The organism is Shouchella clausii (genome assembly GCF_002250115.1).
GTDB classification, from domain to species: Bacteria; Bacillota; Bacilli; order Bacillales; family Bacillaceae_D; genus Shouchella; species Shouchella clausii.
The window spans coordinates 3,076,390-3,089,979 of sequence record NZ_CP019985.1 but is presented as its reverse complement, the minus strand read 5'-3'; the positions used below and the strand labels follow the sequence as shown (position 1 = coordinate 3,089,979).

Annotated in this window: 9 protein-coding genes; 1 reads left to right on the top strand and 8 read right to left on the bottom strand. The window is 46.8% G+C overall.

Features of this window, described 5'->3' with window-relative positions:
* Window positions 1-52: 52 nt before the first annotated feature.
* From BC8716_RS14815 to BC8716_RS14800, 4 genes are all read right to left on the bottom strand, one after another.
* A complete protein-coding gene (locus BC8716_RS14815) occupies window positions 53-625 on the bottom strand; it encodes a hypothetical protein (RefSeq protein WP_094426875.1) in 573 nt (190 codons plus the stop codon).
* Between the two features lie 55 nt (window positions 626-680).
* Window positions 681-2,180: an acyl-CoA carboxylase subunit beta gene (locus BC8716_RS14810; protein WP_094426873.1), complete on the bottom strand. Its 1,500-nt coding sequence runs from the start codon at window positions 2,178-2,180 to the stop codon at window positions 681-683.
* A gap of 61 nt (window positions 2,181-2,241) precedes the next feature.
* On the bottom strand, window positions 2,242-3,084 hold the full coding sequence (locus tag BC8716_RS14805; protein WP_094426871.1) for a dimethylarginine dimethylaminohydrolase family protein: 843 nt from the start codon (window positions 3,082-3,084) through the stop codon (window positions 2,242-2,244).
* Between the two features lie 298 nt (window positions 3,085-3,382).
* A complete protein-coding gene (locus BC8716_RS14800) occupies window positions 3,383-3,679 on the bottom strand; it encodes an IDEAL domain-containing protein (protein ID WP_094426870.1) in 297 nt (98 codons plus the stop codon).
* 167 nt (window positions 3,680-3,846) lie between these two features.
* Between BC8716_RS14800 and asnB the strand changes: the two genes are divergently transcribed.
* The gene (gene asnB, locus BC8716_RS14795; RefSeq protein WP_094426867.1) at window positions 3,847-5,751 is read left to right on the top strand and encodes an asparagine synthase (glutamine-hydrolyzing); all 1,905 of its coding nucleotides are present in this window, start codon (window positions 3,847-3,849) and stop codon (window positions 5,749-5,751) included.
* Window positions 5,752-5,826: 75 nt separating this feature from the next.
* Here asnB and BC8716_RS14790 read toward each other — a convergent pair whose 3' ends face one another.
* The 4 genes from BC8716_RS14790 to BC8716_RS14775 all read right to left on the bottom strand — a co-directional run bounded on the left by BC8716_RS14790 (window position 5,827) and on the right by BC8716_RS14775 (window position 13,585).
* Window positions 5,827-6,258 carry a chemotaxis protein CheW gene (locus tag BC8716_RS14790; RefSeq protein ID WP_157730450.1) on the bottom strand — a complete coding sequence of 144 codons (432 nt, stop codon included), beginning with the start codon at window positions 6,256-6,258 and terminating at the stop codon, window positions 5,827-5,829.
* A 55-nt stretch (window positions 6,259-6,313) separates the two neighbouring features.
* Window positions 6,314-8,260, bottom strand: coding sequence for a chemotaxis protein CheA (locus BC8716_RS14785; RefSeq protein ID WP_142300552.1), 1,947 nt, complete (start codon window positions 8,258-8,260; stop codon window positions 6,314-6,316).
* A 68-nt stretch (window positions 8,261-8,328) separates the two neighbouring features.
* The gene (locus BC8716_RS14780) at window positions 8,329-10,920 is read right to left on the bottom strand and encodes a UvrD-helicase domain-containing protein (RefSeq protein ID WP_094426862.1); all 2,592 of its coding nucleotides are present in this window, start codon (window positions 10,918-10,920) and stop codon (window positions 8,329-8,331) included.
* Entirely contained in the window at window positions 10,886-13,585 is a 2,700-nt protein-coding gene (locus tag BC8716_RS14775; RefSeq protein WP_169715951.1) for a PD-(D/E)XK nuclease family protein, read from the bottom strand. Before BC8716_RS14775 ends, BC8716_RS14780 begins: the two co-directional genes overlap by 35 nt.
* Window positions 13,586-13,590: the final 5 nt, after the last annotated feature.

The window sequence follows — 13,590 nt, the reverse complement described above, 5'->3', positions numbered from 1 at the left end:
CCTCCTCTACTAGTTTACTGGCCAGTTTGCTTGCAACGCAAGCAGAACGCATTTATTGGAAATCAAATTGGAGATGAGGGAGACGTTCCCGCAACTGTGTTAACGTAATCTCCTCGTTGTCTAGCTTTTCAAGCTCAGGGACGGCGACTTGATCGATATAAGCCGCCACGTCAATTGACTGGTCATTTCGGACAACTTCTTCGTTTGCTTTGGCAAATCCGTAAATCGGCTCATATTCGTTAATCGAAATATGTACGGTCTTCCCCTGTGCTTCTCGGATTACTGCCCCTGTTTCAATTCCGTGGACTTTGTAAATCGTCGATAAACTCAAGTACCGAACTCCATTGTCTTCGACCGGTTTTGCCGTCTTTGGCCCGATGAGCACATCAGAAACATACGCACGGGGGAGGGCGAGCGACAATGCAAAATAAATTAACAGCACTGTGACAAATACTAAAAAAGCGCCTGCTTGTTCTTTCGCCTTTGTTATGCCTTTCTTTCGCTTCAACCAAGAAAAAATGGCCAACAAGCTAATAACGAGCAGCAGAACGCAACTGATAGCCAATAAAAACTGGACCCAGCCTTCAGAAAGGACAACCATTGGCAACGACTCGCTTTCATACAATAAATAACGCTTCTATCGTATCGTATCACATACTGAGCGAGTGAAAAAGCATCAATTATAACGGCATGTTGCCGTGCTTTTTCTGCCAATCAGCACGGTCATCTTTGCACGCTAAAATTGAAAATGACTCAATTAATCGCTGCCTCGTCTCGTCAGGCTCAATCACATCGTCAATCAGCGCTTCTTTTGCCGCCGAAAAGGGATCAGCGACCTTTTCCCTATAGTTTTCTTCAAATTGTAAAAGCGCTTTGGCAGGGTCATTGCTCGCCTGGATGTCTTTTTGATGAAGGACCGCCGCCGCCCCTGCTGGGCCCATTACTGCAATTTCAGCTCCAGGCCAGGCATAAACAAAATCGGCCCCTAAAGCTTTGCTATTTAAAGCCACATAGGCGCCACCATATGCTTTTCGCACAATCACAGTGATTTTTGGCACGGTTGCTTCGGCAAAGGCATAAATGATTTTAGCGCCATGGCGAATCAATCCGCGGCTCTCCTGCTCGACACCTGGAATAAAGCCACTGACATCTTCAAGAACGAGCAAAGGAATGTGGAAACAATCGCAAAACCGGACAAAACGGGCACACTTATCACTAGCGTCCATGTCAATGCAGCCCGCAAGATGCTTCGGATTATTGGCGACAACACCTACAGGCTGGCCATCTAGGCGAATAAAGGCGGTAATCAAGTTGCGGGCATACCGTTTCGACCATTCAAAAAAAGAATTTTCATCAGCAAGTCCGCAAATAATCGGCACCATATCATAGACGGTTTTACTATCGCGGGGCAAATGGGCGCTGACTTTCTCACTCACACGCTTATGGCATGCCTTTTTTGCCCCGTTATCAGGGAGATAACTTAAAAACTGGCGAACGAGCACGAATAACTCCGCTTCTGTTTTTGCACAAAAGTGGGCAACGCCACTTTTTTCAGAATGCATGCGGGCACCGCCTAAGTCTTCCATTTTCACTTCTGCCCCTGTCGCTGCTTTAAGCACCTTTGGGCCAGTAATCACCATTTGGCTCATTTGGTCGACCATAAAGATTGCATCAGTCAACGCCGGAGAGTAGACGGCCCCGCCTGCACATGGCCCTAGCATAACCGATAGCTGAGGGATGGCGCCTGAATAGCGAACATTGCGCTTAAAAATGTCTCCGTAACCAGCAAGCGCTTTTGCCCCTTCTTGGATTCTGGCCCCTCCTGAATCGATCAGGGCAATGATCGGTGCTTTCATGTCGTAGGCCAAGTCCATAATCGCACAGATTTTTTTGGCATGCATCGCTCCAAGTGACCCGCCGCTGACCGTGAAATCCTGTGCATAGACACATACAAGGCGACCGGAGATTGTCCCATAACCGACAATAACGCCATCGCCTGCCTCGCCCCCAGACCCGCTGGCAAAAGCAAGATGCTCAGTAAAGCTCTCGCGGTCTAGTAACATGCCAATCCGTTCTCTCGCAGTTTGTTTTCCAGCTTGTTTCTGAGCTTGCTGTTTTTTTGTCCCACCGCCAGACGCAAGCCTTGCTCGTTCAGCGGCTAACCGTTTGTTTCGCTCCATCTGCTAAAACGCGCCTCCTATCATTCTGTCGTAATATAACCAAGAAGCGCAGATTTATGCGTTAATTTGAGCGGACTAACGGCATTGTCACGCAGCGGAACGACCCGCCAGACTTAATAATTTCGGAAAAATCGACTTCAATAATCGTAAACCCACGTGCTTGCAACTGGGCATTGGTGTTCTCATTCATAGGCAGTGCAATCACCCGTTTGTTGCCAATCGAGAGGACATTCACACCTAAATGGAACTGTTCCTCTTTTGGCACGTCGATTAACGAAAAACGCTGTGCAAGCATGTCGACAGCTTTTTTAGAAAGGGCCTCACGGTAAATGAGCGCCTGCGTCTCAGAAACGGGCTGAAACACACAATCCAAATGCAAGTAGTCTGGATCAAGTGAAACCATTTCGATTCTTTTTTCAGGATGTAGACGGCGCAGCTCCTCGATGCCTTCTTTATTTGTGCGTCCGCTTGCCCCTATGTACACTTCATCATTGGCGAGGACCACGTCTCCGCCTTCCACTGTGCCTGCACTTGCTTTTGCAAACGGTTTGCCGATTTTGGTCAAGTACTCGCCAAGCACCATTTCCTCGCCTTTGCGAATCTCTCTGTCCAAATTGGCTACATACAAGGACGTTCCAATGACAAAACCACTGTCCCGCATAAACACTTGCTCCGGCAAATGGTCGTGTGCTGGCACGGAATAAACACGAATGCCTTCTTTCTCCATAGCTGCAACGAGCGCTTGATGTTGTTGGCTCGCAATGTCCCTATTAATGTTCTCATCCATGTATTTCCGTTGCGTTCTATTAATCGCCTCCTCAATTGCCATAAACGTCGGTTCGCAGACAACAACTTCCTTTAGGAGGCCATACTCGTTTTCACATTGAATCGGTTTTTTCGCCACTAAGCCTTACTCCCTTTCGTTTAATAACCTAGATATCTACAATTACACAGAAATACACAGAAAGCAAAGTTTTATATATAGATTGGGGAATTAGCGCCAGAAGGCCAATACGCCGTTTAGGCTTTTGTGACCGACAACTAGAATATGTCCAAAAAAGCTTTTTTTGATGCGAGCAACACAACAAGTTTGAATATTTTTCTGCAACACGCCCTGTATCGATAACGAAAAAGGCCATCAATATGACATGACAACGTAATATTGATTGGCCTTAGGACGAAACCAGCCCGCTATTGAATTGTTACTGGAACGTCAGATGGAGCCTGAAGCCATTTTCATGCAGTGTACGCCCGCCTTTATAGCGATCCCTGTGGTCGTTTAATGCTTCTGTTAGTGAATAAAATGCCTGTTCGTCACGTTGCTCCAACGCCTGATCGATTTGTTCTTTTAGATGTTGTTCTCTAAAGTGGTACAAGGAATGTTCCAACACCGCTTTCGCATAAAGGGATTGGACAGTTAAATCGGCCCGCAATTCCAAACGGTTAATAATGCTTAATTGCCTGTACACGTCGCCGTCTAACCTAAATGGCTTTTCCATAAGAATCCCCCTCCTGCTTCAAAATTGGGTTTATGTGTTTATACCCTAAACCATGAAAATGAAACATTGTCCTACGTTATTAGTGGACTGTTACCCTTTTAGCAAAAAATTGACTTTTATATTTAATTGGAGTAAGATTAGCTCACTAAAAAACTGGAGGAAACATTATGTGTGGTTTTGTCGGCGATCTGCTTATTCGAAATGGCAGCCATTTGCCTGATCAATTGTGGGTTCAAACGCTAGAAGCAATTCATCACCGTGGCCCTGACAGCACCGGTACTTATAAAGATGAAACAGTCCGTTTTGGATTTAAACGTTTAAGCATTATTGATTTAGAGCATGGCGACCAGCCCCTTGCATATAGCAAAGGGCGTTACCATATTGTTTTTAATGGCGAAATATATAATTACATCGAGCTGCGTTCTCAATTAATTCAACGCGGTTACACATTTCGAACCGATTCTGATACCGAAGTACTCCTCGCTCTTTATGCAGCAGATGGTAAAAATGCGGTTAAACAATTACGGGGAATGTATGCGTTTGCCATTTGGGACAAGCACAAAAAGGAATTGTTTTGTGCGCGTGACCGTTTTGGCATTAAGCCGTTTTACTATCTGAAAACAGACGAACGTTTTTTCTTTGCCTCTGAACAAAAATCAATCATGCCATTGTTTGAGCAAATCCCGATTGAGCAAGAAGCACTCCAACATTACGCCACCTTTCAGTTTGTTCCCGAACCTAACACGCTGACAAAAGGCATTCATAAGCTACTGCCTGGACATACATTAACGGTCAATGCAAACTTTCGTGTGCAAATTGAAGCATATGCTGAACGGACTTTTCAGCCTAGATCGGGGCCGACCGTCACAGAACTTGCCAATCAAACACGAAAATTGTTAACAGACTCTGTCGAAAAACATATGCGCTCTGATGTCCCAGTTGGGGCATTTTTATCGAGCGGCATTGATTCGACTTCGATTACCGCCTTAGCGCAACAAGTACACCCTAACCTATTAACTTTTACGGTTGGTTTCGAGACAGAGGGCTATAGCGAAATTGCCGTCGCAAAAGAAACAGCAAGAGCATTAGGCGTCAAAAATATCCATAAAGTCATTTCTGCTGAAGAATTTATTCAAGAACTGCCTAACATCGTTTGGCATATGGATGAGCCTGTTGCAGACCCGGCAGCAGTTCCCCTTTATTTCGTCGCCAAAGAAGCAAGCAAACATGTAAAGGTGGTCTTGTCAGGAGAAGGCGCTGACGAATTGTTCGGAGGGTACAACATTTACCGGGAACCTCTTGACCTTGCCTGGTTCAAAAAGTTGCCGCCTACGTTTCACGCTGGCTTAAAGCGGGTTGTTGCCCGTATGCCGTCTAAGCTGAAGGGACGAAACTACATTATCCGGGGGACGACTCCTCTCAACGAGCGATATATTGGCAATGCCTTTATTTTTTCTGAAGCAGAAAAAACACAGTTGTTCCGCGACTATGATCGAACCAAACCTTATACAAATGTAACAGCGCCACTATATGAACAGGCAAAAGGCATGGATGAATCGACGATTATGCAATTTGTCGATATGCATACGTGGCTTCCTGGCGACATCCTTGTGAAGGCTGATCGAATGACAATGGCCCATTCGATTGAATTAAGAGTCCCTTTTCTCGATAAAGATGTATTTGCATTTGCGAGAATGCTTGGCCAGGATATGAAACTTTCCCATAGGACGACTAAATATGTGCTCCGGCAAGCCATGAAGGACCTTATTCCGGCAAACATTGTGCCCCGTAAAAAATTGGGCTTCCCAGTGCCGATCCGCGTATGGCTCAAAAACGAACTGTACGATTGGGCCAAGCAGCTTATCGAGTCAAGCGATACAGCAGACGTGTTTCATAAGCCTTTTTTGCTGCAAATGCTGCAAGCACACCGCGACGGACACGGCGATTATAGCCGCCGGTTATGGACAGTCCTTACGTATATGATGTGGCATGACATGCATGTTGCCAAGCGACTGATCAGCACCCATCAACAGAAAGACGCCGAGCGCTGCAAAGCGCTGGCCCATTTTTAAACATAGCAAGGAGGGCAGTTAAACATCGGTTTAATTGCCCTCTTCGTATCTACATACGCCTAACTAGCAAATAGTTTATTGTTTCTGGACTTGATGTTCAATTTCCTTGGCCAACTGGGTCCCATCGAGAATGGTTACAAGCTTCCCCTCCACGTGGCTTATCCCCTTTTTATAAGGGGCATCAGACAGCTCTTCAATCGAAGCAAGATCGATTTCGCAAATGTCGCTCGCTTCACTCACAGCCAGGACAAATGACCCAAGTGTTTCCGCACACACAAGCAAGCGGCACGTTTCGGTCGCTTCGATTTTTTTCTGATACAGCAAATAACATAGATCAACTACCGGGAGCAGGGAGCCGCGAATATTAACGACGCCCATGATGGCAGGGTCAGCATTTGGGACAATACGAATGCCGTCAAGGAGCTCAATTGCGGAAAGGTGCAAAATATCAATTCCATACCATTCCTCACCTACGGCAAATACGGTAAATTGTTTCGTATGTTCCACGATCGTTTTCCCCCTTTCTGTAAAGCAAGGCTATTTTCATTCATGTTTGAAGCGATTAATTGTTGAAAAACAGCGCAATGTCGACAATCAATGCAATCGTGCCATCCCCAAGAATCGTTCCGCCTGAGATTCCTTTTGTCCCTTTCAACAATGAACCAAGTGGCTTTAGCACAACTTCTTGTTTGCCAATAAAGCGATCAACTTTTACAGCCATTAATGTTTGGTTGCGGTAAAGCAAAAGAACGGCAAGCTCTTGCTCGTCTTCCTTTTCTGGCAAGCCAAACTGCTCATTTAATGAGACAAGGGGAACAAGTTGCCCTCGCCATTCAAACAAGCTTTGCCCATCTGCTTGCTTCAACTCGCTTTTTTGCACATAGGCCGTTTCGGCAATATTGGCGATTGGAAAGGCATAAATGTCTGAGCCAAGTTCAACCATCATCGCATCGATAATGGAAACAGTTAATGGGAGCGAAATGGAAAAGCGCGTACCCTCTCCCTCTTTGGAAGAAACAGCGATTTCACCGCCAAGAGCAGAAAACGTGCTTTTGACAACGTCAAGGCCGACTCCACGCCCAGACAAATCCGTCACTTCATTGGCTGTGCTAAACCCAGGGGCAAACAGCAGTTGGTTGATTTCATCACTTGCCATTTTTTCCGCCTCTGCAGCCGTAATCAATTCATTTTCAATCGCTTTTTTCAAGACTTTTTCTTGTTTAATTCCTGCGCCATCATCCTCAATTTCAATGACAACGTGGCTGCCGCTATAAAAAGCGCGCAACACGATTAACCCCTCAGGATCCTTTCCGCTTTTTTGGCGCACTGCTGGCTCCTCAATGCCATGGTCAATCGAATTGCGCAGCAAATGGAGGAGCGGATCGCCGATTTCGTCAATAATCGCTCGGTCTAATTCGGTCGTTTCCCCTTCAATGACAAAACGGATTTGCTTGCCGATTTCTTTTGAGACTTTACGTACCATCCGTGGAAAACGGCTAAATACTGGCTCAAGTGGCATCAGCCGCACGGACAACATTACTTCCTGCAAGTGGCTCGTAATGCGGCTTACTTTTTCAAATACATTCGTCAGCTCATCTGTTTGCAATGAATTGGCAACTAGCTCTAGGCGGCCCTTTTCCACAACTAGCTCTTCAAACAAGTACATTAACGAATCCAGCTTTTCGACATTGACACGAATCGTTTTCTGCTGCGCTTGCTCCCCTTTTGCACCGGCCCCTTTTTCAGAAGCGGCTTTTGCCGTTTGCGGCTTGGCCTTGTCCGCCTTCTTCTCGGGCTTATAAGGGGTGACTGTTACTTGTTTCACTTCAGAAATGCCTTCTAGGCGTTTTTTAATGTCCGCATCTGGGAGCGTCGTAGCTGCCGTCAGCGTAAAGCCGCTGGCAAACCTCCCTTCCTCAAGCTCCTCTCTGCTCGGTTCCGTATGAATCAATTCGCCAAACTGTGCGGCTTCACTTGCAACCATAAAAGCGCGCACTCCTTTGAGCGCTGCATTGTCATCGATTTCGACATGGATCACTTGGACAGGGACACCGTCTTGTACAGCTTGATCCATAATCGCGTGTGTGTCTGTGTCGAGACTAGCGGCAACCTCATTGGCAGTCGTCCGTTCTTGGCCGAGAAGCTGGGCAAACGTATCCCGCAAGCCGTTAGCTTCTTCTAACTCTCCCCCGGTATTCCGTACGTGGCTGACGCTTGCTTCAAGGTATTCAACTGCATCAAACAGCAAATCAATTTCGCCTGCACCAGCTTCAATGTTTCCGTCCCTCATGGCATCAAGAAGATTTTCTAAAGAATGGGTCAACTCGGCCATGGCATTGAAGCCCATTGTCGCCGACATTCCTTTTAACGTATGGGCTGAACGAAAGATTTCAGCAATCGCGTCTTTATCAAAAGGATCCTGCTCAAGTTGAAGCAACTTTGCATTCATTGCTTGCAAATGCTCATCTGCCTCTTCTAAAAACATACCTATGTAATCGTATTGAGTCACCTTGCCCACCTCGATAAAAAAGAATACGAGGAGGGACTCTCCTCGTATTCTTTATCGGCTTTCCACCTTTAAATGTTGAGTACGTTTTCGCCACTCTTTACAGAATCAACCCAGTTGATCGCAGACAATCGAGATTGCTCATTCGCTGCCCCAATCATTTCTGCCCATGACCGGCCTCCAGACAAGTCTGCAGCTGCTAACAAGCAATAGTCTTTGGCACGAGTAAGAGCGACATAAAATAAACGCTTTGACTCTTCGAGCGCTTGCTTGCCTCTTTTTTCTTGTGCCTGGAAAAAGGCAGGCGTGGCAATGGTTTCACCATCGTCTAATTTCAGTTGGAAAACAATGTCCCATTCTTGGTCAAAATAGACCGCATCCGTGTCCATCCGCCGTTTTTGGTCCATATACGGAAGGCAAACAACTGGAAACTCCAATCCTTTTGAGGCGTGAACAGTCATAATCGTTACAGCCTCTCCTTCCAACTGCTCCACTTCTGCTTCAGAGACATTCTTGCTTGCCGCTATATAGCGGTTCATTTGCAAACATAGCGTTTCTAGATTGGCTGTATTCAATTGTGCAAACAAATCAATGAGCTTTTCCACATTGCCGACACGCTGAATACCGTTCGTATCACTTAAAACAGCATAACGGAGGCCTGTTTGCTCAAACAGCTGAAGCAATCCTTCTTTTACACTTCCTGTAAAAGTAAACGGCAAGAACAAATCGATCCATTCGCCATACTGCTTTAGCGCTTGTTGCAGCCGTGGGTGGCTTGCAAATAAGGAAGGCGCTTCTTCCTTCGCTAAAAAAACAGCCAAGTTCTCATCTTCCTCTTTCCATTCGTTCACTGTCAGCAAATCACTTAGTGTCAGCCCAAAGAGGGGAGAACGAAGCAACGCCACCACATAAGCATCCTCGAATGGACGTCTGAGCCAATTAAGCACATTTAAAAAATCAATCACTTCTTGTTTTTCAAAAAAACCAACGCCACCGTGGATTCGATAAGGAATGCCCGCTTCAGCAAATGCCTCCTCAAGCTCTGGCAAATTTGTACGCGAAGGAAGTAGGACAGCGACATCATTCCATTTAGCTTGGCGAACCTTGCCTTCACCTTCCACTTCAATCATTCCATCGGCTATTGTTTGTTGCAGCAGCGATGCAAACGAGCGAGCTTCGTTGCTTTTTTCAAGTTGATGGAAAGAAGCAAGTGCTTGCTTGTTTGTATGAGGCCTCCTCCCTGCTTTTAGGGGCACATAACTGGTCGCATACGGAAGGGCGTCCTCCCCTCCTGGTGCCATCACATGGGCAAACAATTCATTAACGAGTTCAACAATTTGCGGAGCAGTTCTGTAATTTTCTTGCAGATGAATTAATTCTCCTTCATTTAGCTCAGCTGCCTTTTTGGCCATTTCATTCATAATAGCGACATCAGCTCCGCGAAAACGGTAAATCGATTGTTTTTCATCGCCGACAAAAAACAAATGGGCCGGATTGATCGCCTGAACAATTTGCAATTGGACTTGGTTTGTGTCTTGAAATTCATCGACCATAATATGTGTATAAGCAGACTGACAAGCTGCTGCTACTTTTGGTATTTGTAAAAGCGTATACGCTTTTTGTTGCAAGTCGCTAAAGTCAGCGACACGGCGTTGTGCTTTTAGATCGGCATAACGTTTGGCAAATGCTTGCAACAGTGTCACAAACGCTTCAAGCAAAGGCAGCCCTCGATCACTGGCGACTTGATTCCTTTCACTCCATTGCTTTTTAAATGGCTTCCAGTTGTGCTCATAAAAAACGTACAGAGACGGCAACGATTCTTGCCATGCTTTTTGGACTCTGCTTGGGAGCGCTTCGTTCATCATCGCAACCGCTTCCTCCTCGTTTCCAGCAAGCGGCAAGCTTTGTGCAAGCGTGGCCAGTGACTGTGCATGCTTTTGTTCGGTTTTCGATAACTGTTGCCAAGGAGGTAATTCTTTTGCAGCGCGTTTAACCGTCTTGACGATCATCGCAACTTGTTGCTGCTGTTCGCAAATGGCCCCATTGATTTGCTTGTCCCACATATAAAGCGGCGAAAAGTGGGAAATGGCATCATCCCCCGCTCGTTGCTCTCGAACCGCATCATGAACCGCCACCAATGAACGCTTCAATGTAAAAAGAGACAGCACCCGACGGAGTTGATTCAGTTCATTGGCAAATTGACGATCTTTGCACAACTGCTCAACAAGCTCTGCTTTTATCATCGCAGCTTCGGTTTCATCGAGAACCGCCAGTTCCCCGTTTTCTTCAACGTATCGGCTATAACGGCTGAGCAGTTGCCGGCAAAAACGATGAAACGTTGCAATCATTGCCGTCTCTACTTCTTCTTGCTGTGCAAGCCAAAAGCGTTTTTCTTCCCTATTTCCAGCCGCTTCCGCCTTTTCGCCCATCCGGCTTGCAAGGCGCTCTTTCATTTCTCTCGCAGCCTTTTCAGTAAAAGTGATGGCGGCAATTTCATTAATAGGAGCGCCATAGTTTGAGTCCTTGTCGTGAAAATGTTCGTCGATAATGGAGACGATCTTCTCCGTTAGCACCCGGGTTTTGCCAGAACCAGCTCCAGCAGCAACGACGACAAGGCGCTGTTTCGAATCAATTGCTTGCTTTTGTGCGCTGTTGAATTGCATGCTGAGCCTCCCTTTTTTGTTCTTCCGTCACTCGGCAAATCGCTTTATAAGGGCAGCTGGCCGCGCAATCAAGGGGGGCAACGGGCATGTTTGTCTGCATTCCTTCCCACAGTTCTTGAAGACGCTCATGGATGTCCCATTTTTCCATAAAAGCCTCTTCGCCTAAAGCGTCCTCTTTATTGCGGCATTGAGCACTGACGCCAAAGATCGATTGCTTGCCAACATGCTCTGGCTTCCAAACACCGTTCCCGGCCCGTTTGCCTGGATCAAGCAAAGAAATATATGTAGCCCCAGCTACTGACGATTGCTTACCAACGATATACGAATACATAGGAAGCTGGAGTTTTGTGCCGTGTGAGGCTTCCTCCAGTTTCAACGCCGCCTTCCCAGTCTTGTAATCATAGAGCACCTTTTCACCGTTTGCGACATCGACCCTGTCGATTTTTCCAGTCACTTTTAGCTTCGTTGTGCCCAATGGAAAGTCTTCAAGAACAATGGGTACTTCCAGCCCTTCAATGTAAGCATCCGCCAACTCCTTCCGATCCCAAAACCGCGCCCGCTCTGCTTCCCACCAAAGACGGAGCTTGTTGGCCCACCATGTTTCTTCTTGTTCAAGCTCGAAACGATTCATATAAGGGACAAATGGCACAATGTCCTCATTAAAGCGGCGGCGCCATTCTGATACAAGCCAATGAGGCACTTCGTCTTTTTCTGCTTCCGAAAGGGTGGAAAAAGGCTTGCCAATGACATTCAATTTATGGCGATACAATGTTTCAATGCATTGATGAATAAGGGTTCCAATCTTATTTGCCGGAAGCCCTTCGCTTTGACCTGCTGGCGGCTTGATCCCTAAAAGCCATTCCAGACCATAGCGGAATGGACAGCGCGCATAAGCTTCAAACGCAGTGACGGCCACAGCGGTTTTTGCTTTCTCTTTCGCCTGTTGGGCATCTGAAAGCCATTCTTGCCCTAATTGCAAATGTTGCAGCCTTTTTTGAAAGTGACCAAGTTCACCGCGGTAAGCAGTCCCATCTTTGCGTGAGTACGTGCCGATTCCGTTGTTCAACCTATTTTGGTAATTCCAGAAGCCAACTTGTTGAAAGTCGAGTAGAAATGGAGAAGGTAGCGCGGGACTGTCTCGGTCAAGACCGCACACATAGCTGGCATATACGTCCATGCCGCTGTTGATGAGCTGTTGGAATTGCAACGCTTGGACAGAACGTGTACGTGATTTCAATGGCACGCCCCATTTGTTAATCTCCGTTAAATCACTTTCTTGGAAATAACCTAGCAGTGAATAAGGATGTGGAAACGTACCTAAAGCAAGCCCAGCAACATATACGGCCGATCCTTGAAAGGCAGCGACATCCGCCCACGAGAGGACGGAAATTCCCTCTTTCGGTTTTGGCTCCTCGGCAATGACAAGTGTTTGCGCAAATGTCTGGAACCATTGGCGAAACCCATCTTCCGTTGTTTCCACTTTTGCATAGGAGACGCCATCCGAGGCCAAAAGCGCTTGTTTTACTGCGTGGGCATACGGGATATCCGTTCGCTCTCCCATTCTCGCTAACATATCGACAAGCAACGCAGCTTTTTCTGCTATCGTTTTCCCTTCAGCAAGGGGGCTTTTGCCGATTTTGTTCAGAAAAAAGTCAACCTCGCTGTCGCCAGTGCTATAACCAGCGTACAAAGCCTGCTTCGCTCTTAAGCAACGACGCCCAGTGATGCCAAGCACAGCAAAGAGGGAATCAACAGCACCTAGCCGCGCTTCTTTTGAAGGCAAAGGGGTGAGCAGCGCTTCTTTGACCCATAGATAGAAAGGGGTGTCCGCCAAATAACTACGGTTGCTAGCGGCAATAGGCAGCCCTTCCTGCTTCGCTTTTGCCATAAAAGCGGCACGCTCTTCCGCCTTCGTAAACAGCACAGCGATGTTGGAAAGCGGCGTATTGCTTGTGAAAATATGTTCAATCAAACCGATGTGCTCTTCTTCCTCGGTCACCGCTTTATACAGAGACAAACACCCTGTTTGACCATCCGTCACTGGCTGTCTGTCAACATCCACCGTAAAGCCAATCTTCACTAACTCCGATATGGCAGCTTTCGCCCTTCTATCAAGGTAGATAGTCAGCCTCACTCCCTCTTTGACCATTCGCTCTAGTGCCTCTAGCTGATTGACAGAAAAATCATGAAACCCTTCGACTACAATGTCATCATAAGGCAAAGCCGCCGGCTTTCGAGCAAAGGCGTTGTAGTCATCTTCAATCGTCTTCCAACGTCTCTTTTCTTCCAGAGCCTTGATCTTCGCAAATTCAGGTTTTAAAAAGCGTAAACTGTCAGGCAGTCGGCATTCGCCAAAACGCTTATATTGCAAATAACTATTTATGATTTGCTCGTTTTTTCTTCCAGTCGCATTCGCTTCGTTTGCCATCGCCCACTTCCATTCGTGGTGAACTAGCCTAATATCGTTTACTCGTTCCTGGCACTTGCGGATAAACGAGTCAAATGTTAAGCAGCGAAGTTCTGGCGCCGCCAACCGGATTTGCTCCACCCAATACGTCGTCGGCACAATACAACAACCGGTCTCTCGTTGTGTACGTGCCCATTCCCCGTAGCGCTTTGGCGAGAACGGTTGCCATCTACTGACCGCCCTAATATGCGCCTTCATCATTC